This window comes from Pseudomonas sp. MF5691, assembly GCF_016405645.1.
GTDB lineage: Bacteria > Pseudomonadota > Gammaproteobacteria > Pseudomonadales > Pseudomonadaceae > Aquipseudomonas > Aquipseudomonas shahriarae.
In genome coordinates this window covers 185121-211522 of the sequence record NZ_JAEKDC010000006.1, presented here as the reverse complement: position 1 = coordinate 211522, position 26402 = coordinate 185121, and the positions used below count along the sequence as shown (strand labels likewise).

At 60.8% G+C, this 26402-nt stretch carries 20 protein-coding genes; 2 read left to right on the top strand and 18 right to left on the bottom strand.

Annotated features, from left to right (window positions below; all coding sequences use genetic code 11):
* Positions 1 to 3: 3 nt before the first annotated feature.
* The 11 genes from JFT44_RS11740 to arnC all read right to left on the bottom strand — a co-directional run bounded on the left by JFT44_RS11740 (position 4) and on the right by arnC (position 11867).
* Positions 4 to 1110 (bottom strand): enoyl-CoA hydratase/isomerase family protein, encoded by a 1107-nt coding sequence (locus tag JFT44_RS11740; protein ID WP_057959485.1) that lies wholly within the window; start codon positions 1108 to 1110, stop codon positions 4 to 6.
* Between the two features lie 158 nt (positions 1111 to 1268).
* Positions 1269 to 1973 (bottom strand): HPP family protein, encoded by a 705-nt coding sequence (locus tag JFT44_RS11735; protein WP_120733143.1) that lies wholly within the window; start codon positions 1971 to 1973, stop codon positions 1269 to 1271.
* A 188-nt stretch (positions 1974 to 2161) separates the two neighbouring features.
* Positions 2162 to 2380: a type VI secretion system contractile sheath small subunit gene (locus tag JFT44_RS11730; RefSeq protein ID WP_233098337.1), complete on the bottom strand. Its 219-nt coding sequence runs from the start codon at positions 2378 to 2380 to the stop codon at positions 2162 to 2164.
* Positions 2381 to 2570: 190 nt separating this feature from the next.
* A complete protein-coding gene (locus JFT44_RS11725; RefSeq protein ID WP_057959488.1) occupies positions 2571 to 4178 on the bottom strand; it encodes a glycosyltransferase family 39 protein in 1608 nt (535 codons plus the stop codon).
* Positions 4179 to 4181: 3 nt separating this feature from the next.
* The gene (locus JFT44_RS11720) at positions 4182 to 5555 is read right to left on the bottom strand and encodes a UDP-glucose/GDP-mannose dehydrogenase family protein (protein ID WP_198830702.1); all 1374 of its coding nucleotides are present in this window, start codon (positions 5553 to 5555) and stop codon (positions 4182 to 4184) included.
* Positions 5552 to 5956 carry a 4-amino-4-deoxy-L-arabinose-phosphoundecaprenol flippase subunit ArnF gene (arnF, locus tag JFT44_RS11715; RefSeq protein WP_057959489.1) on the bottom strand — a complete coding sequence of 135 codons (405 nt, stop codon included), beginning with the start codon at positions 5954 to 5956 and terminating at the stop codon, positions 5552 to 5554. The genes JFT44_RS11720 and arnF overlap by 4 nt, the downstream gene beginning before the upstream one ends.
* Positions 5953 to 6300 carry a 4-amino-4-deoxy-L-arabinose-phosphoundecaprenol flippase subunit ArnE gene (gene arnE / locus JFT44_RS11710; RefSeq protein ID WP_057959490.1) on the bottom strand — a complete coding sequence of 116 codons (348 nt, stop codon included), beginning with the start codon at positions 6298 to 6300 and terminating at the stop codon, positions 5953 to 5955. The genes arnF and arnE overlap by 4 nt, the downstream gene beginning before the upstream one ends.
* Positions 6297 to 7952 (bottom strand): lipid IV(A) 4-amino-4-deoxy-L-arabinosyltransferase, encoded by a 1656-nt coding sequence (gene arnT / locus JFT44_RS11705; protein WP_198830701.1) that lies wholly within the window; start codon positions 7950 to 7952, stop codon positions 6297 to 6299. Before arnT ends, arnE begins: the two co-directional genes overlap by 4 nt.
* On the bottom strand, positions 7949 to 8836 hold the full coding sequence (gene arnD, locus JFT44_RS11700) for a 4-deoxy-4-formamido-L-arabinose-phosphoundecaprenol deformylase (protein WP_170059307.1): 888 nt from the start codon (positions 8834 to 8836) through the stop codon (positions 7949 to 7951). Before arnD ends, arnT begins: the two co-directional genes overlap by 4 nt.
* Entirely contained in the window at positions 8833 to 10836 is a 2004-nt protein-coding gene (gene arnA, locus JFT44_RS11695; RefSeq protein WP_198830700.1) for a bifunctional UDP-4-amino-4-deoxy-L-arabinose formyltransferase/UDP-glucuronic acid oxidase ArnA, read from the bottom strand. Before arnA ends, arnD begins: the two co-directional genes overlap by 4 nt.
* Positions 10833 to 11867: an undecaprenyl-phosphate 4-deoxy-4-formamido-L-arabinose transferase gene (arnC, locus tag JFT44_RS11690; RefSeq protein ID WP_198830699.1), complete on the bottom strand. Its 1035-nt coding sequence runs from the start codon at positions 11865 to 11867 to the stop codon at positions 10833 to 10835. The genes arnA and arnC overlap by 4 nt, the downstream gene beginning before the upstream one ends.
* Before the next feature lie 453 nt (positions 11868 to 12320).
* On the opposite strand from arnC, the gene JFT44_RS11685 reads away from it, so the two are divergent.
* Both JFT44_RS11685 and xerC read left to right on the top strand, forming a co-directional pair.
* Positions 12321 to 13106: a M949_RS01915 family surface polysaccharide biosynthesis protein gene (locus JFT44_RS11685; RefSeq protein WP_057959495.1), complete on the top strand. Its 786-nt coding sequence runs from the start codon at positions 12321 to 12323 to the stop codon at positions 13104 to 13106.
* 108 nt (positions 13107 to 13214) lie between these two features.
* Positions 13215 to 14129: a tyrosine recombinase XerC gene (gene xerC / locus JFT44_RS11680; RefSeq protein ID WP_057436550.1), complete on the top strand. Its 915-nt coding sequence runs from the start codon at positions 13215 to 13217 to the stop codon at positions 14127 to 14129.
* Here the strand turns inward: xerC and JFT44_RS11675 are convergent, their stop codons facing one another.
* The 7 genes from JFT44_RS11675 to JFT44_RS11645 form a co-directional block, all read right to left on the bottom strand.
* A complete protein-coding gene (locus tag JFT44_RS11675) occupies positions 14130 to 16595 on the bottom strand; it encodes a fimbria/pilus outer membrane usher protein (RefSeq protein WP_057959496.1) in 2466 nt (821 codons plus the stop codon). It lies immediately after the preceding gene.
* 196 nt (positions 16596 to 16791) lie between these two features.
* Positions 16792 to 17538 carry a molecular chaperone gene (locus JFT44_RS11670; protein WP_115128233.1) on the bottom strand — a complete coding sequence of 249 codons (747 nt, stop codon included), beginning with the start codon at positions 17536 to 17538 and terminating at the stop codon, positions 16792 to 16794.
* A 73-nt stretch (positions 17539 to 17611) separates the two neighbouring features.
* Positions 17612 to 18214: a fimbrial protein gene (locus JFT44_RS11665; RefSeq protein WP_057436544.1), complete on the bottom strand. Its 603-nt coding sequence runs from the start codon at positions 18212 to 18214 to the stop codon at positions 17612 to 17614.
* A 147-nt stretch (positions 18215 to 18361) separates the two neighbouring features.
* Positions 18362 to 19009 carry a response regulator gene (locus tag JFT44_RS11660; RefSeq protein ID WP_057436542.1) on the bottom strand — a complete coding sequence of 216 codons (648 nt, stop codon included), beginning with the start codon at positions 19007 to 19009 and terminating at the stop codon, positions 18362 to 18364.
* A 73-nt stretch (positions 19010 to 19082) separates the two neighbouring features.
* Positions 19083 to 22271 carry a hybrid sensor histidine kinase/response regulator gene (locus tag JFT44_RS11655; protein WP_198830698.1) on the bottom strand — a complete coding sequence of 1063 codons (3189 nt, stop codon included), beginning with the start codon at positions 22269 to 22271 and terminating at the stop codon, positions 19083 to 19085.
* Positions 22272 to 22353: 82 nt separating this feature from the next.
* On the bottom strand, positions 22354 to 23547 hold the full coding sequence (locus tag JFT44_RS11650; RefSeq protein ID WP_057959499.1) for an EAL domain-containing protein: 1194 nt from the start codon (positions 23545 to 23547) through the stop codon (positions 22354 to 22356).
* Complete coding sequence (locus tag JFT44_RS11645; RefSeq protein WP_198830697.1) at positions 23534 to 26344, bottom strand: ATP-binding protein; 2811 nt, start codon at positions 26342 to 26344, stop codon at positions 23534 to 23536. The genes JFT44_RS11650 and JFT44_RS11645 overlap by 14 nt, the downstream gene beginning before the upstream one ends.
* Positions 26345 to 26402: the final 58 nt, after the last annotated feature.

Sequence of the window (26402 nt, the reverse complement as noted above, 5' to 3'; positions counted from 1 at the left end):
GAGTTAGTTCCCGTTCTTCGCGAAGTCTTGGAAGAAGCTGTCGACGTGGTGCTGGTCCAATGCCGAGAGCGTTGGCGGGTTCCAGCGCGGGGCTTTGTCCTTGTCGATCAACAACGCGCGCACGCCTTCGATCAGGTCGCCCCGGGCGAACCACTGGCGGTCCAGGTGCAGCTCCAGGGCGAAGCAGTCTTCCAGTGCCAGGTGGCGACCGCGTCGCAGCATCTGCAGGGTGACGGCCATGGCCAAGGGGGAGCGGGTCTGCATCAACTGCGCGGTGCTCAGCGCCCATTCATGGCTATCGGCAACGGTCACTTGTTGCAGTTGTTCGACAATGCTCGGCACATCCGGCTGGGCAAAGAAGTGGTCGATGGCCGGGCGCAGGGCGGCCAGTGGCGCATCCGGCAATTGTTGCACCGCAAGCTTGGCCAGCAAGCCTTGCAGGTCCTTGAGTGGCGAATCGTGCCATTGCAGGTGGTCGAGTTTCTGATCCAGTTCCGCCAGCCTGGCGCTGTCCAGGTACCAGTCGGCGAGCCCGCAGTACAGCGCGTCGGCAGCGCGGATCTGCACCCCGGTCACCCCCAGGTAAATCCCCAGTTCGCCAGGAATGCGCGGCAGGAAGTAGCTGCCGCCCACATCCGGGAAGTAACCGATGGCCACTTCTGGCATGGCCAGGCGGCTGCGTTCGGTGACAACCCGCAGGTCGGCTCCCTGGACCAGGCCCATGCCGCCGCCCAGGACAAAGCCGTCCATCAGGGCGAGGACCGGCTTGCGGTAATGATGAATGGCCAGGTCGAGGGCGTATTCTTCGACGAAGAAGTCTTCATGCAGGGTGTCGCCACCCTTGAAGCTGTCGTACAGCGAGCGGATATCGCCACCGGCGCAGAAGGCTTTCTCGCCGGCGCCGCGCAACACCACGGCATGCACCTGGGCATCCTCGGCCCAGGCGCGCAAATGCGCCGAAAGGCTGCGGACCATGTCCAGGGTGATGGCATTGAGGCCGGCGGGGCGGTTGAGGGTCAGGTGGCCGATATGGTTGCGTACTTCGGCCAGGACGCTGTCCTGGGAGGACTGGGTGCTGCATGTCGCCTGGGACTGAGCCTGAGCAGTCATCTGTAACTCCCTGCTTTTATTGTTCTTTATCAAAATGTTCGCGGGCGAACCATCTCCGGATCGTACCAGTGCAAATTTGCCCAGTACAAGCCGGAATCCTGCAGGTCATCTTTGCATTTATGCAGGGGGTATTCGATAAAAAACCAGGGTGGGCGCGCCTACACCCGGCTGGCCAGCACTTGGCCAATGCTGCGGCGGCGCGCATGGTCTTCGGCGATGTGGATCAGCTCTTCCAGTTCGCTGGGGGTGACGTCGAAAAACTGCTCCATTTGCGCCAACGCCTGCTCCAGGTCCACGGCGGTGATTTTGGCGTCCACCTCCCGAGCGTGCGGTTGCACCATCACCGGCACCTCGGCGGGGCCCTTGGGGTAACGGGTGCGGGTCAGGTTGTTATAGGCCAGTGCCGAGAGCAGCAGGGTGCCAGCCCCCAGCATGACCGGCCCGACTTCCTGCCAGCCCAGGGCGATGCTGGCCGGGTCGGCAAGGACCAGGGTCATGGCCAGGCCACCCGAGGGCGGGTGCAGGCAACGCAGCCAGCACATCAGCATCAACGCCATGCCCGCCGCAAGGCAGGCACTGCCCAGGGTCCGGCCCAAGACCCGGGCTACCAGCAAGGCCACCACACTGGCGCATAGATAGCTGCCAATAATCGACCATGGCTGGGCGAGGGCCCCCGATGACACCGCAAACAACAGCACGGCAGAGGCCCCCAGCGGACCCAGCAGGTGCATGGCCACTTCCAGGCCATACACCTGGGCGCAGAGCCATACGCTAAACAGGGTGCCCAGGGCCATGCCGATGGCGGCGCGGCTCCATTCGGCGGGACGGGTATTGATAGCAGCGGGTAACCAACGAGCGAGCATTGCGGGGCAGTCCAATCTTCAAAGGCGAGCAGGAAATAATGCGGGATCAGGCAAAAAGAAGGGCTTTGCGGTTTCCCGCAAAGCCCTCCGAAAGTTCCAACATTTGGGGGAGGAACCGGCGCAGTGTGCCGATCAATCAAAACCCTCGCCAATGCATATTAATGCAGGTTAAGTGCAGTATTTTTGCATCAGCACCGCTCATACCCCAGGCTGACCTTGCCCAGCACCCGCTCGTGGTTCTCGGCATTGATCAACGACTTCTGCACACTTTCCCGCAGCCGTGGGTCATTGGCCAGCGGCCCCTTGAGCGCGACCAGGGCGTCGCGCAACTCCATCAGCCGATCAAGGGTGGGCATGGGGATATAGCCGACATGTACCTGCTCAATAGGCAATTGCTCTTTAGCCATGGCGGCGATCCTCTGAGGCGTCTTTTGAACGTTTGGCGGTAACTATGCAGCACAGATGTAAAACCAGTTTAGCGCCGGGGTTATGGAGCTGATAGGGGCGCTGGTACCGGCATTTACGGATACAAACGTAGGAGCTTTCTTGATAGTGCGTGTGGCGCTTATGACCACCCCACAGGGCTTTAAATGCCTGCTATGGCCCAGCCCGCTCCAGACGCAGCAGCACATAGGTGTTTTTATCGAATGACCCCGTCAGTACCGGCGTCAACCCGCGCCAGCGTGGTTCATCGAGGCGCTGGAAATCAGCCTGGTCCATCACCAGCCACGCCGGCGCCGGCAACGAGGCCAGGTCGGCAGGTGCCTGGGTAAACAGCGGCACCCGGTCACATTCCACATTGACCATGAACTTGATGGCCTTGGCGTCTTTACCCAAGCCATGCAATACCAGTGGCGCCGGGTGCTGCTGGATCAGCGCATGGGCCTCGCGGGCAAAGGTGCGGGTGTCGTAGAGGCGGCGCTCCACCGGTTCGACCACCAGGATGTACAGGCTCCATACCGCCAGCACCGCGCAAAACGCCGGCCCCACCGGACCCCAACGCCACTTGAGGAGCATCCCCACGCTCAGGAGCTGCAAGCCGATCAACAGGCCCAACACGCCCTGGAAATGCTCCAGCTGCGCAGCAAAGCGCTGGCGCGCCACCAGCAGCGCGCCGATCAACAGCCCCGGGGTCAGCGCCCACAGCCCCAGCATCAAGCCCCGCAGCCCCTTGAACAGCCGCCCGTCCACCCTGTGGAACGGGTACGCGGCGATAATCGCCACCATCGGCATCATCGGTAACACATAGCGGGCTTTTTTCGCCTCGGGGATCGACAGGCCAAGCAGCACGATCAAACCCGCAGCCGTGCACCCCAGCAACAACTGCCATGCGCTATCAGCGGGGCGCCGGGCACTGAACAGCACCGCCAGTAGCGCCAGCAGGGCCAACGGGTAGGCCGGGGCGTAGTTGCCCAGGGAGCTGCTGAAGTAATACCAGACGCTGCTGGAGCCTTCGCGGCCGTCCATGCGCCCGAGGAACTGCATGCGGATCACGTCCTGCATAAAGCTTTCGCCACCACTGACCTTGGCCAGCAACAGCAGCAAGCCGACACACGCCAGCAGCAGCGCCAAGGCCAGCACGCCGAAGCTGAACAACCGGCGCCACTGACGGTTGAGCAGGTAATAGCTGCACAACACCCCGGTGGGGATGACCAGGCCGATGGGCCCGCGAATCGCAAAGCCGAGCAATAACAGGAGCAATAGCCAGGGCAGGCGCCGAGGACTGGCGAAGTGATCGTGGGCGTAGCCCAGGTAAAACAGCGCCAGGGTCACCGCCGCCAGCATCTGATCCAGGGAAACCGCGCGGGTTTCGCTGATAAATGTGCTGCTGAGCAACAACAACGCGATGCTCAGCAGCGCCCAGCGCTGGGAGTAGGGCGCGGTCAGGCGGTAGACCAGGGCGACGATGACCGCCGAGGCAACGGCGGTCGGCAGCCAGGCACTGAAGCTGGTGACCCGCCCCAGGGGCAGCGACAACAGCCAGGTCAGTAGGGTTGAGGTCGACAGGTAATCGGCATACGGCTGGCCATAGGTGGTGGGGAAAAACCCCGGCCCGTGGCGCAACATCTCCTGGGCGAACAGCACAAAGCGCGAGTCAAAACCGATAATTGCCTGGTCCCAGTTGCCGGCGACAAACAGCAGCAGCGCCAGGAGCCCGACGCCCCAGGATTGGCGGTGCAGGGCCGGGCTGGCTAGCTTGTCCACGCCTCAGGCCTCCAGCAGCCGGGGTACCCACTGTTGCTGGGGGATCGGCAAGTCGCAGGACTGCCCACGCCCTATCGGGAAGTAGTGGAAGCCCTTGCGCGCCAGGCGCTCGGCGTCATACAGGTTGCGCCCGTCAAAGATCACCGGCGCCTTGAGGCGGGCGTGCAGCAGGTCGAAATCCGGGGCTTTGAACTGCTGCCACTCAGTGCAGATGATCAAGGCATCGGCGCCGCCCAGGGTCGATTCCGGGGTGCCCATCAGCATCAGGCGCGGGTCATTGCCGTACAGCTTCTGGGTTTCCTGCATGGCCTCGGGGTCGAAGGCCCGCACGTTGGCCCCGGCGGCCCACAGCGATTCCATCAGCACCCGGCTGGGGGCATCGCGCATGTCGTCGGTGTTGGGCTTGAACGCCAGGCCCCACAAGGCGAAGGTTTTGCCGCGCAGTTCGCCCTTGTAGAACGCCCGGATCCGCTCGAACAGTTTGCTTTTCTGCCGCTGGTTGATGGCTTCCACCGCTTCGAGCAGGTCACTGGAGCAATTGGCTTGGCGAGCGCTGTGGATCAGCGCGCGCATGTCCTTGGGGAAGCACGAGCCGCCGTAGCCGCAGCCCGGGTAGATAAAGTGGTAGCCGATCCGCGAGTCGGCGCCGATGCCCAGGCGCACCGATTCGATATCGGCCCCCAGGTGCTCGGCCAGCTCGGCGATCTGGTTGATAAAGCTGATCTTGGTCGCCAGCATGCAGTTGGCGGCGTACTTGGTCAGCTCGGCGCTGCGCACATCCATAAAGATAATGCGGTCGTGGTTGCGGTTGAACGGCGCGTACAGGTCACGCATCACCTCACGCACTTCTTCGCGTTCACAACCGATGATGATCCGGTCGGGGCGTCGGCAGTCGGCCACCGCAGAGCCTTCCTTGAGGAATTCCGGGTTGGAGACAATATCGAACACCAGGCTGCGACCGGCCAGGGCCTTGTCGATATGGGCGCGCAGGGTGTCGCCGGTGCCCACCGGGACCGTGGATTTTTCCACCAGGATTACCGGCTCGACGCGATGGCGGGCCACCGCATCGCCCACCGACAGCACATACTTCAAGTCCGCCGAGCCGTCTTCGTCCGAAGGCGTGCCAACGGCGATAAACAACACTTCGCCATGCTCGACCGCGAGTTTTTCCTGGCTGGTGAAGGTCAACCGGCCGTTTTCCAGGTTTTCCCGGACCAGGCTGGCAAGCCCCGGCTCGAAAATGCTCACATGGCCCTGTTGCAGCAGGCGCACCTTGTTTTCGTCAACGTCCATGCAGATCACATCGTGACCGACCTCGGCCAATACGGTGGCCTGTACCAGGCCAACGTAACCACTACCAAATACGCTGATTTTCATGGGGTATTCCTGGGGCTTGTGTTGCCGATACGACGGGAGTTGATGGTCAGCACACCCAGGATGACCAGAGCCACCCCCAAGGTCCGTGACAGGGAAAAGGGTTCGTTGAAGCCCGGCAGGCTGGCCGCCAGCAGGTACACCAGGACGTAGCTGATACTCAGCAACGAATAGGCGCGACCCAGGGGCAGGTGCTGCAGCGCGCCGAGCCAGCACAGCATTGACAGGGCGTAGGCCACGATGGCCAGGGCGACCACGCCCAAGGCCACGGGATCAACCATGGGCGCGGCGAGCCACTCCGCCGGCAATGGCAGGCGCGTCATGCTCCAGCGCATGCCCAACTGGGCCGCGCTGACCAGTGCTACGCTGGATAACGCCAGGGTGAAACCGCGCAACCGGCTCATACCTGACCTCCCAGCAGCAGCACGCCGGCCATCACCAGGGCCACGCCCACCCAGTGGCGGCGATCCACCGGCTCATGGAACACAAAGCGCGCCACCAGGGTGATCAATACAAAATTCAGGCTGAGCATCGGGTAGGCAATCCCCACTTCCAGGCGTTGCAGCACCAGTAGCCACACCAGCAGGCCCAGGCCCAGGCACAGCAGGGCCGACCAGAGCCAGGGCGAGCGCAGTTTCAACGCCCAGCCCGCAGGCTGGCCGCGCCAGCCTTCCACGGCATACTTTTGCGCGATCTGGCCCATGCAGGTCAGCAGGCACGCGGCCAGAAGCAGCAGCAGGGTGATCAAGGCGCCACCTGCGGGAACAGCAGAATCACCATATTGCCTTGCTCGTAGCGCTTGCCGTCTGCGGGCAGCAATGCCAGTTCGCGTTGCTCAGATGCGCCCTTCACGCGCATTACCACGCCCACCGAACCCTGTTTGCGCGCGTCGCCCAGCCACTGCTGGACGCTTGCGAGTTTGACCCGTCGGGCGGCGCTGTCGGCATAGGCCAGGCCGTATTTGACTTCTCCGGTGGTGTTGTACAGCGCCACGTCCGGACGCTTGAGCCGCCACGCCAGGGCCGAGGCTGCGCCCAGGTCGTTGCTCAGCAGGCGCTGGGTAGTCGCCAGTTCTACGGCGTGATCGATAATGAACTGGTCCGGTGTCTTGTTATTCACCACCGAGTGCGGCAATGCCGCCGGCACCAGGGCCACCAGTAACCAACTGCCCAGTGCCGGCGCCGCCCACAAACGCAACGGGCGTAACGCCTGCAGCAGGTTGGCGATGATCCAGCCCAGCAGCACGCTGAATACCAGCACCAGGCTCAGCAGTTCCTGCTGCGGGGCATAAATCGGCTTCTTCAACTGGAAGTACACGATTGCCAGCAGGCCCAGCACCCCGATGATCAGGTTGAGCCAGCCATTGACTTGCAGCACCCGGCCACGGGCCTGGGCCAGCTTGTCGGTCAGGGTATGGCCCATCAGCAATGCCAAAGGCAGCAGGCACGGCAGGATATAGGCCGGCAGCTTGCCCTTGCTCAGGCTGAAAAACGCCAGGGGCATCAGCAGCCAAAACAACAGGAAGCCGATCTTGTGCGTGCGTTTTTCCTGCCACGCCTGTTTCAGGGTGGAGGGCAGCAGGGCCAGCCACGGCAAGCTGAACGCGGCCAGCAACGGTAGGTAGTACCACCAGGCTTGTTCGTGCTGGGCATCTTCACCGGCAAACCGCTGGATGTGCTCGTGCCAGAAGAAGAAGTTCCAGTAGTCGGGCTCCTGGGCATGCACCATCAGCGCCCAGGGCAGGCTGACCGCAATCGCCACCGCCACGGCAACCAGGCCATAGGCCAACAGTTCACGCAAACGCTTTTGCCAGACCATATAGGGCAGGGCGATCAATACCGGCAGCAGCCACGCCAGAAAACCCTTGGTCATGAAGCCCATGGCGCAGGCAAACCCCAGCAAGGCCCAGGCGCCCAGGCGGGCGCGTCGGGTCTGGCTGTCGATACATAGCCACAAGGCCACGCCGCTGAGGTTGACCCAGAAACTGAACTGCGGGTCGAGGTTGGCGTAGCCACCGGACATCGCCACGCTGATAAAACTCATGTACAGCACGCTGCAGACCAGGCTCTTGCGCGGATCGTTCCACAGGCGCCAGGCCATGAAGTACACCAGCAATATGCTCAAGCCCGTGGCCAGCGCAGAGGCTACGCGCACGCCGAACAGGTTCTGCCCGAACAGCGCCTGGCCAAGGGCGATCATCCAGTAGCCGGCCGCCGGTTTTTCGAAATAGCGGATGCCCATAAAGTGCGGCGACGCCCATTTGCCGGTCAGCAGCATTTCCTGGCTGATCTGCGCATAGCGGGTTTCGTCCGGGATCCACAGGCCATGGGTGACCATCGGCAACAGATAGCACAGGCCGAAGACCAACAGGAGCAGGGGCAGGGCCCAACGTCGGATCATGCCTGTTGCACTCCCAGCCAGCCTTCGCGGCCGCCGAGTACGCCGCGTGTCAGATGCGCCAGGGGCAGGCTGGCCGGATCGGCCGGCAGCAGGTTGCCCAAGGGTTGGAACTGGATGCCGCGCTGTCCTGCCTGGGCGAGCAACTGGCGAAATTCATTGGCCATCAGAATCCCTTCTACTTCTGCGTGGATCGTATAGACGTTGAGTGTCGATTCGGTGAACCGATCAAGAATGAAGCGATTGAAGTCCTTGGCCGCGACCTGTGGCCCGACCACCTCGTCGAAGGTCGGCAAGTCCACCGGGACCTGTGGCGTGCCAGCGCTGCCATCGGCGAGGACCGGGCGGAACAGGCTGGTGCCACGACAATCGCTGTTGTAGCGCAAGCCAAAGCCTTGCTTGGCCTGCACCACACGCTCATCGGCCCGCCAGCCGGCGGCGGCAGAACACTGCACCGGGGCGCCGAGGATATCGCCCAGGGTGTCGAGCCCACGGCGTACCTGCTCCACCAACTGCGCATCGCTCCAGCGCCCGGCATTGGCTTGCCAGCCATGGTGATCCCAGGCGTGCAGGCCCACTTCGTGCCCGGCGGCCTTGGCCTGGCGCATCAGGTGCCCCAGGTCGCGGCCAATCGGCTTGCCCGGCCAGGCAGTGCCCGCCAGCAGAATGTCCCAGCCATACAGCCCGGCAGCGTTGGAGCGCAGCATCTTCCACAGGAACTGCGGGCGGATCAGGCGCCACAAGTGGCGGCCCATGTTGTCCGGGCCGACACTGAAGAAGAACGTCGCCTTGATGCCGGCCTCATCCAGCAACTCCAGCAACCGTGGCACGCCATCACGGGTGCCGCGGTAGGTGTCGACGTCGATGCGCAGACCTGCCTTCATTATTTGCCTGCTTCGCTGGACTGGGCGATTTCCAGCATCGCTTCACGCAGGAAGAAGTCCAGGGTGTTGCCGATGGTTTCGCTCATCGCCACGCTCGGCTCCCAGTTCAACAGGCGCTTGGCGTTGGCAATGCTCGGCTTGCGGTGCGCCACATCCTGATAACCGGCGCCGTAGAATGCCTTGCTTTCCACTTCGCGAAAGCCCGCGAATGGCGGGAAGTTACCGCGCAACGGGTGGGCCTCGAACTGACGCAGCAGCTCTTCGCCCAACTGGCGGATGCTGGCTTCGTTGTCCGGGTTGCCGATATTGATGATCTGGCCGTTGCACGCGTCGTTATCGTTGTCGATGATCCGCGCCAGGGCCTCGATGCCGTCGGCAATGTCGGTGAAGCAGCGCTTCTGCTCGCCGCCGTCAAACAGGCGGATCGGCGTGCCTTCCACCAGGTTGAGGATCAACTGGGTAATGGCCCGGGAGCTGCCGATGCGTGCCGAGTCCAGGCGATCCAGGCGCGGGCCCATCCAGTTGAATGGGCGGAACAGGGTGAAATTCAGACCCTTGGCGCCACAGGCCCAGATCACCCGGTCCAGCAACTGCTTGGAGACCGAGTAGATCCAGCGCTGTTTATTGATCGGGCCGACCACCAGGTTGGAGGTGTCTTCGTCGAAGTTCTGGTCCTGGCACATGCCATAGACTTCAGAGGTCGACGGGAAAATCACGCGTTTGTTGTACTTGACGCAGTAGCGCACCAGCTTGAGGTTTTCTTCGAAGTCCAGCTCGAACACGCGCAGCGGGTTGCGGGTGTATTCGATTGGCGTGGCGATGGCCACCAGCGGCAGGACCACGTCGCATTTCTTGATGTGGTACTCGATCCACTCGGAGTGAATGCTGATATCGCCTTCCACATAATGGAAGTTGGGGTGGCTGCGCAGGCGCTCGATGGCGTCGGAGCCGATATCCAGGCCGTAGACTTCGTAGCGATCGTCGCGCAACAGGCGCTCGGACAGGTGGTTGCCGATAAAGCCGTTGACCCCCAGGATCAGCACGCGGGTACGCCGTGGTTTACCGCCCGACTCGGCGCCGCGCAGGATCGAGCCATCCACCAGGCCCAGCTCATCGGCCAGGGCCGGGCCGGTCAGGTACAGGCCATGGTCATTGCGCTGGCCGAAGTGGATGACCAGAGAGTCTTCACCGCAGGCAATGCGCAGCGGGTTGACGCTGATCACACGGCCGGGCGCCTGGCCTTCGTTGCCCTTGAGTACTTCGGCTTGCCACACGATCAGCTTGTGTTCGCCCACGGCACAGAAGGCGCCAGGGTACGGCTGGGTCACGGCCCGCACCAGGTTGAACAGCTCTTCTGCAGGTTTGCTCCAGACGAGCTTGCCGTCCGCCGGGGTACGGCGGCCAAAGCAGGTGGCCTGGCTTTCGTCCTGGGCGGTTTCGCTCAACGTGCCCTTGGCGAGTTGCGGCAGGGCATCGCGCAGCAACTGGGTGGCCGCCTCGCGCAGCTTGGCGTGGAGTGTCAGGCCGGTGTCGCTGCGTTCGATCATGACTTTTTGCTGGGCGAGAATCGCGCCAGCATCCGCACGCTTGACCATGCGGTGCAGGGTCACGCCGGTTTCGGTTTCGCCGTTGACCAGCACCCAGTTGGCCGGCGCACGGCCACGGTATTTGGGCAGCAGCGAACCGTGCAGGTTGAACGCGCCCTGGCGCGCGGTGGCCAACAACGCCTCGCCCAGCAGGTTGCGGTAGTAGAACGAGAAGATGAAGTCCGGGTTCAGCTTGGCCACACGCTCGACCCACAGCGGGTGGTTGGCGTCTTCCGGGGCGTGCACCGGGATGCCGTGGCGGGCGCACAGCTGGGCGACCGAGCCGTAGAAGGTGTTTTCCTTGGGGTCATCGGCATGGGTGAACACGGCAGCAATCGGGTAGCCCGCAGCGAGCAGGGCTTCGATGCCTGCACAGCCAATGTCGTGGTAAGCAAAAACAACAGCTTTAGAACTCATGACGAAACCTGACTGGAAGAGGAAGGGGAAGACGGGGAGGACGGCAGGCCATCAACGATGACCGTTGGCGTAGGGGCTGTCGGCTCGTTGCGCAGCACCTTTTCAATAAAGAAGCGGGGGCGGGCACGCACATCGCTGTACATCCGCCCGAGGTATTCGCCCAACAGGCCCATGCCGATGAACTGGCCGCCGGTAAACACAAACAGCACGGCGAACAGCACGAACAGGCCATCGCCGGCCCAATCGGCACCAAAGGCCAGGCGCAGCACGATCAAGGCAAAGGCAAACAGCATGCCCAGGGCCGCTAGGCTGAAGCCGACGATGGACAGCAGACGCAGAGGGGTGGTGGTCATGCAGGTCAACAAGTCGAACATCAGGCTGATCAGGCGCATGGCGCTGTATTTGGATTCGCCGTGTTCGCGCTCGGCGTGGTGCACTAGGATCTCCGTGGTATGGCGCGCAAAGCCGTTGGCCAGGATCGGGATAAAGGTGCTGCGCTCACGGCAGGCGAGCATGGCATCGACGATGGTGCGCCGGTAAGCGCGCAGCATGCAGCCATAGTCGGTCATGGCCACGCCGGTGGAGCGCTGCACGGCCAGGTTGATCAGGCGCGAAGGCCAGCGGCGAAAGGCCGAGTCCTGGCGATTATTGCGCACGGTAGCGACCACGTCGTAGCCCAGGGCCGCTTGCTCGACCAGGCGTGGAATCTCTTCGGGCGGGTTTTGCAGGTCGGCATCGAGAGTAATCACCACCTCGCCCCGGCACTGCTCGAAACCGGCCATGATTGCCGCGTGCTGGCCGTAGTTGCGGTTAAGGATCACGGCCACCACAGGGCTGCCGGGCTCGGTTGCCGCGTCTTCGAGCAGTTGGGCGGAACTGTCGCGGCTGCCGTCGTCTACCAGGATGATTTCATACTCATAGGCCAACTGCTCGCACGCCGCACGGGTACGGCGCAGCAGTTCGGGCAGGCTCTGTTCTTCGTTGTAGACCGGGATAACGATCGACACGCAATGAATAGGGTAGGGTTTCAAAGATTCATGACCTCGGATTAGAGCAACTTTGAGCGTAGAGATGACAACAAACATGGGATTAAAGTGCAGGCGACTCAATAAAAAATGGCCGATAGCATACCCATCCTGAGTAAAGCCCATTACGGCCAAAGATAAAGCATTATCAAGGGGTTAGTCAGCAAAGCAGGGCATTCCCTCAAGTATTGCGGCCAAGGTTAAGCGCAAATTTGTCCAGCGAATATGAAAGGCCGATGAAAAACTCGTTTATTTGGTGGGCAGACAGCTAGTGTTCAGCTAGACAATAAGGAACGCAGACAAACGATAACTGTTTGCGCTGTAGTCATTATCTGTAAGTAATTTAATGCGTATTCACGCTGAATCACTCGGCTTGTTAATCCGTAACGCCTGAAGAATCTTCTCTGCAACCCTCTGCAAGTCCCGGTAAAGTAAGCGATCTCTTGCCTGGGTAGTCGGATGAACAGCGTGCAGATACGGCCAGTCTTGATGATGTTGTGGATGACGCTCGGCACGGCCCATGCCACCGGGGCGGACGAGGGGCTGAGCCTGACGCCGGTCGCTCAGGTTCCCGCCGGGGTCGAAGTCAGGGGCCGGCAGGTCGCCGCGTATAGCTGGGATGACCGGCAGGGCCACAACCTGTTGGTGTTGGCCGAGCAGGAAGCCGGCGAGCGCGATGACGACGGCACACAATCGGCGGCGATCTATGCTGCGCAGTACCTGCTGGACGGTGATCGGCCCAAGCGTCTGTGGATGCTGCATGACGATGTGCAGCGTTGCGAATTCGACGCCGGCCTGCATTTCGATAGCGCCGCGACTCACGTCACCGACCTGCTGGGAGATGGCCCCAGCCAAGTGACCGTGGGCTATTCGCGCACCTGCACCAGTGATGTCAGCCCCCGTGAATTCAAGCTGATCATGCATATCGGCAAATCACACAAATACGCACTGCGCGGGGTTGACCGCTATGGCGCCAATTGGTGGGACGAGGAAGCCGGCGCCCTGCGCGGCATGCCGCTGCCCACCGATTGCAGTGTTGCCGGGCAGCAGGCGTTGCTCAGTCAATACCAGGAGCAGGGCACCGACCTGCCATTGCCAGGCTGCTACAACGACGAGCAGGACTTCGCCAAGGCGCGAGCCCAGTTGTTGGCTTTCATGCGTCAGCAGTGGTTTGCGCTGATGCAAAAACAGAACGCCGACTGGAGCCAGCAGCAAAGCCCGGCACCCGCCGAGGATGAGCCCTAGTTTGGTATGCGGCGCCGACCTGGGTTAGACTCGGCGCTCGCTAAACCACTAAATACTGATATTAAACATAGGCTTAGTCTCTATATTTAATCTCAAGGCTGATCTATTTTGACCGAGATTTCCCGCAACCCCCTGACCCTGTATCTCGCGCGCCTGGCGCCTTCCAGCCAACTGACCATGCGCTACGTGCTGCAAGATGCCGCCGACCGCCTGGGGTTCGAAGAGATCAACCTCGAAGATATCGACTGGCATCTGTTGCAACCGGAACACGTAATGGCCCTGGTCGCCGTGTTGCGCGAAGACGGGTATGCACCCAACACCTCATCGCTGTACGTCAACGCCGTGCGCGGGGTAATGAACGAAGCCTGGCGCATCAGCCTGATCAGCCAGGAACACCTGCTGAAGATGCGTTCGGTCAAAGCCACCGCCGGCACGCGCTTGAGCCAGGGGCGTAACCTGCGTCGCACCTTGATCCGCGAACTGATGGATGTCTGCGCCGCCGATCCACGGCCACAGGGCCTGCGGGACGCGGCGGTGATCGGGATCCTCTACGGTTCGGGGATGCGCAAGTCAGAGTCGGTCAACCTCGACCTGGCCCAGGTGAACTTTGCCGAACGCAGCCTGCGGGTGACGGGCAAGGGCAACAAGGAACTGCTCAAGTACGCACCGGCCTGGGCATTTGCCAAATTGCAGGCATGGCTGGAGTTTCGCCGCGAGCAGTTAAAGGAAGGGGAGCAGGACGACAGCTTCCTGTTCAACCGCATCCGCCGCGGCAGCCATATCACCCGCGAACGCATCACCAAACATGCGATTTACTACATCGCCCGCCAGCGTGGTGAACAGGTGGGTGTGAAGATCATGCCCCATGATTTCCGCCGCTCGTTTATTACCCGGGTGATTGAAGAACATGACTTGTCCATTGCGCAGAAACTGGCGCACCACACCAATATCCAGACCACCGCCAGCTACGACGTGCGCGATGACAACGAGCGGCGGCGGGCGATTGATCGGTTTGATCTTTGATCAACGGTCACCAGCGGGTTCGCTGCTACACACCAACGCCTGGCGCTCGTAGTTCAGCGCCTTGTCTTGCGCGGGCAGTGCATACGCCGCAGTGCATTGCTGGCCCCCCCACTTGATAGTCAGGCTGCCCTGGTCCTCTTCAACCAGCACCAAGGCGTTACCGCTGGGGTCGGCGATGGCCAACTGCTTGCCGCTGGCGTCTTCCAGTGAGGCGCCAAACGTCAGGCGCTGGTGCTGTGCATCAAACAGCTCAAACAGCACGCGACGCCCGGTTTTGCCGCTGTAGCGGGCCAATACCACCGCACCACGGCGCGGCACCACTTGCTGTGTGGCCTGGGTGATTTCTACATCACCGCCCAGGTCACGGGTGTCGAGGCTGATCCAGTTCACTCGATAAGGTTGCGCCGAGGGGATGACGGCATAGCCGTTGCGTCCGGTTTCGACGCCGCTGTAGCTGCTGATTTTTGCCCCACTGATGCCCGGTACCTGTACCAGGGCGAAGGTCTCGCTGACGGTCTGCCCCAAGTTGATGCCACCCGCATGCGCCACTACCGAGCCGGAAACGTTGAGGTTTTGTGAGTCATAACCACGCCCCTGGCTGTACCCCAGGCTGATATCGGCCATGGAGGTGCGGCTGTTGATGTTGGCCGATCCCGATTGGCCGCCGGTGCTGCTATGGCCGGCCTGGACTGAATAGAACACATCGCTGGTATCTGCCACATAACCGTTGATACCGGCCTGGGTGCTGGTGTCGCCTTGCTGCGTACTGGTGGTGACAAAAGCGCGGGGTGCCCGAGGCTGGCTGCCCAAGGGAAACGAAACAGACAGGTTGAACTGGGTGTCGGAGTCGGGTGCGCCCCAACTGGCGATCTGCTTGGTGCGTGTCACGCCCAGGTTGTAGCTCAGGTCCCCCCAGTTGTTGTTATAGCCGGCCGAAAAGCTCTGGGAGCCGCCACGGTTCCAATAGCGCTGATCGCTGGCGTTCACATACAGGCTGCCGAACTCACGGTTGCGCCCGAGACTTTGGTTGATCGTCAGGTCGGTACGGGTTTTCGAGTTACCGGTACGTTTGACTGCATCTTCGCTGGTGTCCTCGACGTGGTCGGTCAGGGTGCGGTAACCCTCGGTCGAATACCGATACGCGGCCAGCGTAAAGTTGGTGTCAGTGCCAGCAAAGGTCTTGGCATACAACGCACGCACACTGTTGCCCTGGGTGGTTTGCCCCTGGGCGGCGCTCGACGAGTGTGTGACGTCCATGGACACGGCACCCAGCGATGTGTTGCGGCCCACCCCCAGGGAGAACGCCTTGTAGTCTTCACTGACTTGCAGGCCGACAATCCCGCTGAGGTTGCTGGTGAGGCCGTAGGCGAGGGTGCTGCTGACAAATTGCGGGCTCGCCAAACCGTCAGCATTGCTACTGAATTTACCGGCCGAAACGCTGTATTTGACCTGCCCTTCACGCACCATGATCGGCAGGCTGGAGAACGCCTGCGTGGTCACACGCCGACGGCCATCGGCCTCGATGATGGTGATTTCCAGGTCGCCGTTCGAACCGCTAGGGTAGATATCGTTGATCTCGAAAGGCCCGGGTGCGACGTTGGCGGTGTACAGGATGTAGTCGTTCTGGCGGATTTCCACCGTGGCGTTGGTCTGCGCCACGCCACGAATCACCGGCGCATAACCACGCTCGCTGTCGGCGCGCATGCCTTCGTCGGACGCCAGCTTCAGGCCCCGGTAGCGCACGCTGTCGAACAGGTCGGTATCGGAAAAAATCTCGCCGGCACTGAACTGCCCCTTAAGCGCGGTCACGTCATGCTGCACGTAGCTGCGGTTGCTGGTGAAGGTGCTCGGCCGGCCGGTGCCGCTACTCAGGTTCGACTCATTGCGCAGCCGCCAGGCGCCCAAGTTAATGCCGTTGCGCAGCCCCAGGTTGTTGTTGATGCGCGTTTCATAGTCGCCGGCAGTGCGGCTGCTGTTGAGTTGATAGTTGATAAACGCCGCCGGCACACCATCCTCCCACAACTGGGGATCGACATAGCCACGCATGCCACGTTGCATCGCGACCTGCGGAATGCTCGCCGCCAGGCGCAGGCGACTGGCGTCATAGCGCAAGGTCGCCTGGTCGATCAGTGTCGGCAGGTCGTAGCAGTCCTGGGGTTGGTTGGGGTCGAGCTTGCCCTGGGCCTGCAACAGGCTCATGTCGATGCCCAGTTGCTTGAGCAGGTCCAGGGTCAGGCACGGATCGACCCGGCCGGTCTGTGGGTTGCGCTTGAAGTCGATGTCGCGCCGGCCCACCAGGACCTCGTTGCTGTACAGGTCGACCCGGTAGTTGCCGGGCAGCACGCTGTTGGCCGAGAGCAGTTGCTGCAGGTCTACCGACGATTGCGCGCCCTGCAAGAAGGTGGTGTTGAAGACGTTCACGGCGGGCTCATCGGCAATCGCCAAAGACGGCGAACCGGCAAGCATGGCCAGCGATAGCGTGCTCAACTTGAGTGATGTACAAGTTGTCGACACGCGTGAAGTGCGCTCGCTTGATATGTAATGATTGGGCCTGCAGCCTAAAAGAAAAAACATGCAAAGAACCTATATCATTCCTGTTTATCGAACAGGCGAGGCACGCGAGTACGCACTCGAATCGAACCTGAGGGTTTAAGGGAACTACTTATGGCTTGGCGCGAGTACCCGTAGCCTTGGCCGCCAAGTGCGGTACAAGTTGGGCACTGTATTTATCTTGTGCGCCATAGTCGTTAATACTGGAAAAAGACAGTTGTACTGAATCCTGGCGACTCAGTTGTTTAATGCTGAACTGTTTCTCTGCGCCTGGCGCAATCATTGTCGAGTCGGCAGCCAGTTCCGTTTGTTGCCCGGCCTGTAGTTTTATATCGGCCATGGACACGTGATACAGCGTCGGGTTTTTTACCGTCAGTACTGACCCGGCATCGCGCTTGACCAGTTGCCACTCCAATTGCGCGGGTGCCGACAGGGCATCGCCAGGCAACCCGGAGGGGCGGAAGAAAATCTTGATGCGCTGGCGTACGGCCAGTTGCAACGTGTTGTCGGAGGCGGCGGCTTGCGGGATCTCCTGCACATTGAGCCAGACCACGGACTCACGATCCGTTGGCATCCCGGCACCCTGGTAGAGAACTCGCAGTAACTGCTGCTCCTTGGCAAATATGCGTGCCAGTGGCGGGGTTACGGCGAACGGCGCGGCACTGTCTTGTGCATCGCTGGTATCGACCCAAGACTGAATCAAGACGTCCTGATTACCGTTGCGCACGGTGATATTGGCCTCCTTGTGATCGCCATCGAAGACGATACGGGTGGCACTCAGTGAAATGCTGGCGGCAGCCTGGGTCGCCATAAGCAGGGTCAGCAGCCCCAGGCCTGTGGCAATGGAACGAGGTAACATGATGTCTACCGTTTAGTGGTCGGATAAGTGGCGAGGTCCGAAGACCTCGCACGTGACAGGCGCTGCGTGTCGTTTATTCGTATTGCAGGATGAACGGCAGGGTAGCGTCACCGCGACCCGCGGTGGAGGCGCCGGCTGCACCGGTGGTGACGTAGGCTGCGGCAAAGCTCAAGGTTGCATCGCCGCCGTCGCTGCCTTGGCCGTGCATGGCGCTTTCGATACGGGCGGTGGCCGGGGAGCTGAGGTCGATCAGCGCGCCAGTGCTGTCGAGCAGTGCGATACCGACGTTGCTTGCGCTGCCGTTACCAGGGGTCAGGGCGAGGACTTTTTTACCGGTAACCAGGCCTGAACCGCCACTTTTGGCGTCAAAGATCATTGCCACTTTAGTGCCCAGGTTGCAGTTCACGCTGAGGTTGAAGTCCTTGGCGGTCACACGGCCCGAAGCTGGGTTTTCAGCGGTGCCCATGTCTTTGATAGAGACAGTGCCCATGTCGACGGAGATCACGCGATCGGCGTTGGCACCATCAACCGAGCAAGCGTCGTTGTTGATCAAACCGGTGAAGGTGATTTTGCCGCCGCCGCCCGGGGTACCCGTACCCGGGGTAGTTTCGGCAAACGCACTGCTGCTGGCGGCGATAACTGACACAGCGATAAGGGCCAGGGAAAACTTCTTCATGATGATGTCCGTTAGTGTTGGTTGTGGTGATGGGTTGAAACTGCCAACGAACAATAGTTAATCTGGACTTTATAGAGAATAAGACGATTCTTATAAAGCACTTAAGTGAGGGGTAATCGGTTTTATAGCGGGCTTAATAAAAGGAGTTTAGTTAAAAATATTGTATTCCAGACAGTAGGCCAACAAGTCCTGATCGCTGCTTACTTCAAGTTTTCGCATGGCGGAAATCTTCTGCGCGCTGATGGTTTTTGAACTTCTATTTTGGCTGCGCGCGATATCACTGACACTTTTTCCTGAAATAAATAAGCGCAATATTTCAAATTCTTTGGGCGACAGCGTAGAGAAGCGTTCATCAATAGCGGTCAACGACTCGATAACGGAGGTCTTGGCCGGCTCCAGGCTCCGGTAATGCGCCTGCTGGGCAATGGACTTGAGGGCGACCTGAATTTCCGTATGCAACTGGCTTTTCTGGATCACGCCCACCACGCCCAATTCCTGCAGGCGGGTAAGAATCAGGTGATTGGAGATCATGGTCAGAATCAGGATCTGCACGTCGGGGAAATGCCGCTTCAGGTACTCCACCAGCTTCAAGCCATCGCCGTAGGGCGAATCACCGGGCATGTTGTAATCGGTGATCACAATGTCGATGGGCTGCTGCTCAAGCAATTTGATGAGGCCCGCCGAACAGATCGCTTCGCCGATGACTTGAAAACGCTCGTCTCTCTCGACGAGTTCACGCACCCCCAGAAGCACGATGGGGTGATCGTCTGCAATTACCACAGTGAATGTCTTCATAGGGGGGAGCCGTAATCCTGGTTCAGTAAGTGAGGTGATCCCATGCGCGTGTACACAAGGGCGTGCGGTGCGCTCATAGCTGCGCCCCGAGCAAGGCCGACAGCCTGCCGATAACCTGCTTTATCCGCAGTTCCAGCCCGGCATTGAGCCGACCGACTGCCAACTGGCTTTCCAGCTCGATGCACGCCTGGGCCAGGTCGAGTGCCTGCACGGCACCCAATGCGCCGGCAACCGAGTGCAGGGTTTCAGCCAGGCACCGGCAATCACGCTGCTCAAGTGCGGCACTGATGCGCTGCAAGTCTTGCTGCACGCTGCTGATAAACAACGGGCGCATTTTGTCCGACAGCTGGACCGTGTCAATCACCAGCAGCTCGGCGCGCAATGTCGGTTTGCACAGTTTGATCAATTGCGCACGCAGGGTTTGCAGGCTCAAGGGTTTTACCAACCAGGCATTCATCCCGACCGCCAGACAACGAATGCCTTCCTCGCGCATGGCATTGGCGGTGACACCGATGATAGGCAATTGGGGGTCATGCTCTCTGAGGGTGCGGGCCAGTTCATAGCCGTTCATCAACGGCATATTGATGTCCGTCAGCACCAGGTCAAAGGCCTGGGGTTGCCACAGGTGCATCGCTTGCTCGCCATTGTCTGCCAGCGTCACCGTGCAGCCGAGGGCCTCGAGTTGCTCCTTGATGATTTCCTGGTTCACCGGATTGTCTTCGGCGACCAGAATGCGCAGCTCCAACTGCCCCGCGCTCTGTTGCTCGACACGCAGCGCTGACGCCTGTTTACCTTGCTGTGCCAGCGCAACCACTGACGCAATGGCGCGCACATCATGCATATCCACTTCCCAGCCCTGCGCGGTGCACAGGGGCGGGCTATGCGCGCCCGGCACACACAGCACCCGCGGTCCAGCCCAAGGCTGCAGGGGACCGGCAGGCAGCATATCCACCAGCACCGCCTGCGCACTCTGCTGCTCCAGGGGCAGCGCCGCCAACGTGGCCTGGATACCCAAGCGGTTGAGCCAGTCGCACAGGGACTCCGCCAACTCGCGCACGGGTGCCTGCACATACACAGGAGAAGTACTCGGTTCAATGGGCGTGAGGCCCGGCAGCTCGCTGGTGCCGAGCGGCAAGCGCATCTTCAGGGTAAAACTGCTGCCCAGGCCGGGTTCGCTGACGACCTTGATCTGGCCGTCCATCATCTCGGCCAGCCAGCGACAAATCGGCAGCCCCAACCCTGCGCCGCCTTGGCCGGCGGTGTCCGGGGCCTGGTAGAACAAATCGAACAGCTTGGCTTGCTGCGCCTGGCTGATGCCCACGCCAGAATCGGTCACCTGCCATTCGAGGTCGACGCGATCGTCGCCGCGGCGCACGGCCCTGGCCCGAATCACCACGCGCCCGATGTCGGTGAACTTGACGGCATTGCTCACCAGATTGTTGAGGATCTGGCGGATACGCATGGGGTCGCCGACTACGCAGTCCGGCAGTTGCGCGTCAATGCAGCCATACAGTTGCAGGCCCTTGCGCTGAGCGAAGGCGGTGTAGGTGTGCAGCGTGTCTTCCAACATGTCCAGGGGGCAGAACTCGATGGATTCGATTGCCATCTGCCCGGATTCTATTTTCGACACATCCAGCACGTCGCTGATCAGTTGGAACAACGTCGCAGATGAGCGCTGGATCGTGTGCAGGTAGGTTTTCTGGCGTGGGTCCAGGGGCGTCAGCCCGAGCAATTCCAGGGTGCCCAGCACGCCATACAAGGGCGTGCGAATTTCATGGCTCATGGTCGCCAGGAACAGCGTCTTGGCTTCGTTGGCCGCGTCGGCGGCCCGCCTGGCATCTTCCAGGGCCAAGGCATCCTCGACATGGCGGGTGACGTCGCTGAACGCATACAGGCGCACATCCTGGCCCTGGTAACGGGTCGAGACAAAGCCAACCTGCAAATGCCGGCCCTCGATCTCCAGGTAGGTTTCGCCGCTCTCGGCACTTTCTTGGATGCGGCCGAGGGCAGCCACCAGCCTGGCCGTGCCCGGCCATTGCTGAGCACGCTGGTTCTCGATCAACACCTGACCATCTGCGCGGCCCACCACACACAGCCCAGTGGGCGCGGTGTCGATGATCACACGGCTAAAGGCCACGCTCTCTGCGATGCGTTCATGGGCCTGGCGCGCCGGGCGAATGACTTGCTTGCGATACCAGCGGGTGCCGGCCCAGGAGATCGCCAGCACCGCACAGATAAACAGCGCCAGGCTGGTCAGCGGCCAAAAGGCATAGCGAAAAAAATGCTTGTAGCTGATCCCATAGATCGCGGTCCACTGCTGCTCGGTGTCGTGGGTAATTTTGAACTCCAGGCCGGTGGCCCGAAAGTTGAGCCCCTCACTCAGCGAAGAGGCCAGGACAGAAGGCCCCGCCAGCGTCTGGCCGCTGGGTGAGAGCAGGGTGAAGCGGTCGTAGACGGACGACTCGATCGTGCGCTCCACATCGTTGACTTGGGCCATATCCAGCAGGGTGGCCACCAGCACCTGTTTATTGCCTTCATGCCTGCGCATCACCTGGGGGTTCAGGGTAATGCCGATGTAGGCCAGCAGACGCGGAGGCGCAAGGTCTTCGCCGGAGGTGACGTAGGCTTCCCAGTAAAGCTGATCGTCCGCCAGAGGCTGAGGCAGTTGCCCCAGCCTTTGTTGCACGGCGTCGGCCCGCTCGGCGGAGGGGCCGTTGTAGGCGGTCTTCCCGCCGCGCTGGTAGCCGACCGCCGGCACCGTTATGTAGTAGTTGACGAGCCGATTGAAGACAAACGCATGGGGTGAAGGGTAGGGCGACGATGACCAGAATGCGCTGTAGTAACTGGCCAGGTGGGTCCCCAGGGCAAATATCTTCTGCTGCTCGCCAGCGCTGACCCGTTGCTCATCGAATCGGCTGCTGAAGGGCACCGAAAAGGCGAACTCGCGGCCTTCAAAACGCGTGTTGTACGCATCCAGCCTTTGCCCCTTGAGGCGGGCCTGGGTGTTTTTGTCACTGATCAGATCGCGCTGGATAGCGGGCTGCGCCAGGGTTCTCAAGAACGTTTCCTGTTCCTGGATATTTTCCATCAGCCGGGCAAAATGAAAACGCACGGCGGCGTACTGCTCGTCGATCACTCGCTGCAGTGCCCAGTAACTGGTGCCCGCCAACAGCAATGCGAGACCGAGCACCACCATCAGCCCTTTATTCAGGCGCAGTGAGCTGCGGGTGAATGCTTCAAGGATGGCGTCGTTGTGCTTCATTAAGGGGTTTCGCAGGCGGATGAGAAATCGGCACTGAATGGAGCTTACTCCTGATAGAGGTTAGACAAATTCGGGCCGCAGGCTAATGAGATGTCGCGGGGCCATCATTGTTCAACAGTTGCTGAAATTGTTCCGAGGAGACTGCCTGAGAGATCAGGAAACCCTGAACTTGAGTGCAATCAATTTTGCGCAGCAGGGCCAGCTGCTGGGGCGTTTCGACGCCTTCGGCAACCACGGTCAGCCCCAGTTTACGGCCCAGTGCGATGATACTGGCCAGGGCCGACGTCATGCCTTCGTTATCGTGGCAGCCTTGTACCAGCGCCTGGTCGATCTTGAGCTCGGTAAAAGGGGTCGAGACCAGGTTCAGGTATGAGCTGTAGCCTTTGCCGAAATCGTCCTGGGACAAGCCAAACCCCTTGATACGCAGGCGGCAAGCTCCGGCATAGAAGTTACTGATGTCCTGGGGCACCGAGCACTCCATCAGTTCGAAGCAGATCATTCCCGGAATACCCTGGTTATCCAGGACAAAATCCAGCAGGCGGTCTGCCAAGTCATGGCTATTGAGCAGATGGGTCGGCAGGTTGATCGACACTGGAACATCGTATCCGCGCTGACGCCATCGCTCCTGCGCATGAATGGCCTGCTTGAGCACCAGCCACAGCAAGCGCTCCTCCAGTTCGAAGGTCTTGATTGCCGGCAAAAACGCCGCGGGCAACATTAGCCCTTGTTCGGGGTGCATCCAGCGCACCAGCGCTTCAGCGGCGACGATACGGCCGTTGGCCAAGGATTTCTTGGGTTGGAACCACGCCTGGATTTGCCCGTTACCCATGGCCTGGAGCAGCGTATGCCGACCAATTTCCGCTGCGGCGGGGAGCGACGGGTCAGGGCTGCGATCCTTGTGATTGAGTTGGCCGACCAGGCTGCGCAGCGCGTCGGCGGCGACGGGTTTTGAGATCAGACCGATGACTTTCACATCAAGGTTTTTCGCCACCAGGCTGGCCGCCATCAACATGCGCCGCGACGCGGCACTCATAATGGCCAGGGCGGGCTTGCAGCGCAGGGTTGCCAGGCTCTGGATAAACTGCACGCCATCCATGCCCGGCATCAGCAGATCAGTCAGCACTAGGTCGAAATCCCGCTGGCGCAAACGCTCCAGTGCCTCGTTCCCATCCTGGGCGGCTTCAAGCATGAAGTCTCCCAATTCATTGAGCAGGTTCTGCAGGTACAAGTGCTGCAGAGGATGGTCCTCGACGATCAAAATACTATAGCGCTTCATGGGGGATCCGTGCGTAAGGCTCCAGGTAATTAAAGAGGGCCCGCAACGCAAAGGGTTTGACCAGGCAATAGTTCATACCTGCGGCCAGGCACAAGTCGGCCTCGCCGCGCATGGCGTTGGCGGTAGCCCCGATGATGGGCAGCGAGCAACCTTGGCTGCGTAACTCCCTGGCTAATTCATAGCCGTTGACTCTGGGCATATTCACATCCGTCAGTACCACATCGAAGTGTGAGGCCTTGCACAGCAGCAGCGCTTCATGACCATCGCAGGCCAACTCTACGGTGCAGCCAAGTTCCTCAAGCTGATCGCGCAAAATCAATTGATTGATAACGTTGTCCTCGGCCACCAGCACATGCAGGTTGAGCTTGCGCAGTTCACGCGTGTGCGCCTGCTCGTCGACCCTGGCCACCCACAACCCTTGCGCCTGGCTGACAGCCTGGTGAATCGCGCTCAACTGATTGAGGTTGGCATGCCACGCGCCGGTCTCGCTCTGCTGGCCATTGCTGCTGTTGCTGCTCACCAGGATTACCGGCCCCGGCCAGGCGGGCACCAGTGGCTGTTCGAAACTGCCTGGATGCAGTTCCAACAGTAACTGGCCCTCGGGGTGGGTCGGCTGGCCGATCTGTGCGCGGGCGCCCCAACGGCGTAACCAGCCGCCGATGGATTGAGCGAGTTCGGGGATCGGCGAAACCACATAGATCGTCTCTGCCAACAAGCTGCTCATGGGCGTACAGGGCGCCTCTTCCAGGGGCAGGGTCAGGCTGAAACTGCTGCCCAGGCCCAGTTCGCTGACCATACGGATATGCCCGTTCATCAATTGCGTCAGGCGCTGGCAAATCGGCAAGCCGAGCCCGGTCCCGGCCACCACGTTGGTGTTGCCTTCGGTTTGGTAGAAAGGTTCGAAAATCATCGCCTGGTCTTCCTGGGCAATCCCTTTGCCGGTGTCGGACACTTGCCACAGAACGCTGGAGCGCTCGTCGTCGCGGTCCAGCAACTTGACCCTTAGCACCACGCGCCCGTAGTCGGTGAACTTCACGGCGTTGTTCAGCAGGTTATTGAGGATCTGGCGAATGCGCGTGACATCCCCGATCAACCGCTCGGGCAACTTGGGGTCAAAGCAGGCGTAGAGCTGCAAGCCCTTGCCCATGGCAGCGGCGGCATAGCCCTGGATGATTTCATTGACCAGGTCCAGCGGCGAGAACTCACTCAGTTCCAGAGCCAGTTGCCCGGCCTCGATCTTCGACACGTCGAGTACGTCGCAGATCAGTTGCAACAAGGTGGCCGAAGAGCCTTCTATTGCATGCAGATAGTCTTTTTGCTGGTTGTCGAGCTGGGTGCGGGCCAACAGCTCCAGGGTGCCCAGTACGCCATACAGCGGCGTGCGTATTTCATGGCTCATGGTCGCCAGAAACAGGGTTTTCGCGGCATTCGCTGCGTCGGCCGACTGCCGGGCCTCTTCCAGGGCGGCTTCAACTTGCTTGCGCGCACTGATATCACTGAAGGCGCAAAACAGCACGTCCTCGCCTCTATAGCGGGTAGGCGCGCTGCTGAGGTAAAGGTGGCGGCCGTCGAGGGTCTCGAAGTAGTCGCAATGCCCGGACGGAGCGCTATCGAACGCCTGGCGGATCCAGCCGGTGCACAGCGCTTCGCGCTCCAGGCCGTTACCCAGCCAATGCTGGGCCAGGGTGTTTTCCAGCACAACCTGGCCATCGGTGCGACGCAGCACGCACAAGGCGACCGGCGCGGTCTGGATCACGTCGCGACTGAAGGCCTCGCTTTCAATCAGTGCCTGAATCCCGTTGATCGAGGGGATGATGAAGCGCTGGTTGACCCGGCGCATCACCAGCCAGATCAGCGTCACACTGAACAGGCAAAACACCAGCGAACCGAGCAGTTCGCGCCACAATCCGCGGACCACATCCCGCAGGTTGATCGAGTACATCAGTTGCCAGTCCGACGACTTGAGTTGCTTGCGAATGACCAGATGATCCGGCACCAGGCCACTGCCGACAAAACCGAAAAAGTTCGCACCCTGGGGCTCGAGCAATGACTGGTTCAGTTGGGGTTCGTGGCTATTGGTAAAGACCAGCATGCCCTTGGAATTGAGCATCATGAACTCGCCCGCACTCTGGTCATTGAGGGTCATGGACACTTCGTGGCTTTCCATTTCCAGGCCCAGCCAGCCGGAATTGGGGTCACGCTCATCCAGCAGAATGAATAGATACAAATGTGAATGCCCTTCGCTCTGGTCACTCAGCCAGAGTTCGCCTGGGTCCACTGGGTTGCGTTTCTTCAGCGTCCTGAGGCGATTGAGCATGCATTGGGAGAACGGTAATACCTGCGCCGTCGAATCGTAGAGTCGGGTTAATTGCGGGTTGGGGCCGGCGGTCACGTAAAGCAGGTTGACCTGTTTGACCTTCAGGTAGTTGCGCATGCGTGAGGTCAGCCAGATGCTCCACTGGTTGCCCGGTGTACTGCCCAACTGCAGGCGCTGCTCTTCGCTGGAAGCCGGATACGCTTGCGCTTTGGCCTGCATGGATTTGCGCACCGCCGACAGGCTCAGGCTTTCGAGCAAGGCTTCGCGGGTGGTGAAAAACGTATGGGCTTCGGCAATCGCGCTGCTCATGTAGCCGCGCCGCTGAGAGATGTCATTGTTGAACGTGGACAGCAGAAACGTGTAGACACCGCTAAAGATGCCAATCAATAACACGATGGCGAAAAGACGAAGCAGCCTTCTGGCTGCTTCGGGTCGGGACAGGACGGGATTGATCTGGAACAGATAACTTTTAAATCGCATCGGCGGATTTTAATGAGCCATCCGCCGCCTGGGCATAAGACGATCCTTAAAAGCGCCC

Excerpts from the sequence above, each read along its gene's own strand:
- JFT44_RS11740 (WP_057959485.1), bottom strand. The coding sequence starts at position 1,110 with ATGACTGCTCAGGCTCAGTCCCAGGCGACATGCAGCACCCAGTCCTCC.
- JFT44_RS11735 (WP_120733143.1), bottom strand. The coding sequence starts at position 1,973 with ATGCTCGCTCGTTGGTTACCCGCTGCTATCAATACCCGTCCCGCCGAA.
- JFT44_RS11730 (WP_233098337.1), bottom strand. The coding sequence starts at position 2,380 with ATGGCTAAAGAGCAATTGCCTATTGAGCAGGTACATGTCGGCTATATC.
- JFT44_RS11720 (WP_198830702.1), bottom strand. The coding sequence starts at position 5,555 with ATGAAAATCAGCGTATTTGGTAGTGGTTACGTTGGCCTGGTACAGGCC.
- arnF (WP_057959489.1), bottom strand. The coding sequence starts at position 5,956 with ATGAGCCGGTTGCGCGGTTTCACCCTGGCGTTATCCAGCGTAGCACTG.
- arnT (WP_198830701.1), bottom strand. The coding sequence starts at position 7,952 with ATGATCCGACGTTGGGCCCTGCCCCTGCTCCTGTTGGTCTTCGGCCTG.
- arnA (WP_198830700.1), bottom strand. The coding sequence starts at position 10,836 with ATGAGTTCTAAAGCTGTTGTTTTTGCTTACCACGACATTGGCTGTGCA.
- JFT44_RS11685 (WP_057959495.1), top strand. The coding sequence starts at position 12,321 with ATGAACAGCGTGCAGATACGGCCAGTCTTGATGATGTTGTGGATGACG.
- JFT44_RS11675 (WP_057959496.1), bottom strand. The coding sequence starts at position 16,595 with ATGCTTGCCGGTTCGCCGTCTTTGGCGATTGCCGATGAGCCCGCCGTG.
- JFT44_RS11670 (WP_115128233.1), bottom strand. The coding sequence starts at position 17,538 with ATGTTACCTCGTTCCATTGCCACAGGCCTGGGGCTGCTGACCCTGCTT.
- JFT44_RS11665 (WP_057436544.1), bottom strand. The coding sequence starts at position 18,214 with ATGAAGAAGTTTTCCCTGGCCCTTATCGCTGTGTCAGTTATCGCCGCC.
- JFT44_RS11660 (WP_057436542.1), bottom strand. The coding sequence starts at position 19,009 with ATGAAGACATTCACTGTGGTAATTGCAGACGATCACCCCATCGTGCTT.
- JFT44_RS11655 (WP_198830698.1), bottom strand. The coding sequence starts at position 22,271 with ATGAAGCACAACGACGCCATCCTTGAAGCATTCACCCGCAGCTCACTG.
- JFT44_RS11650 (WP_057959499.1), bottom strand. The coding sequence starts at position 23,547 with ATGAAGCGCTATAGTATTTTGATCGTCGAGGACCATCCTCTGCAGCAC.
- JFT44_RS11645 (WP_198830697.1), bottom strand. The coding sequence starts at position 26,344 with ATGCGATTTAAAAGTTATCTGTTCCAGATCAATCCCGTCCTGTCCCGA.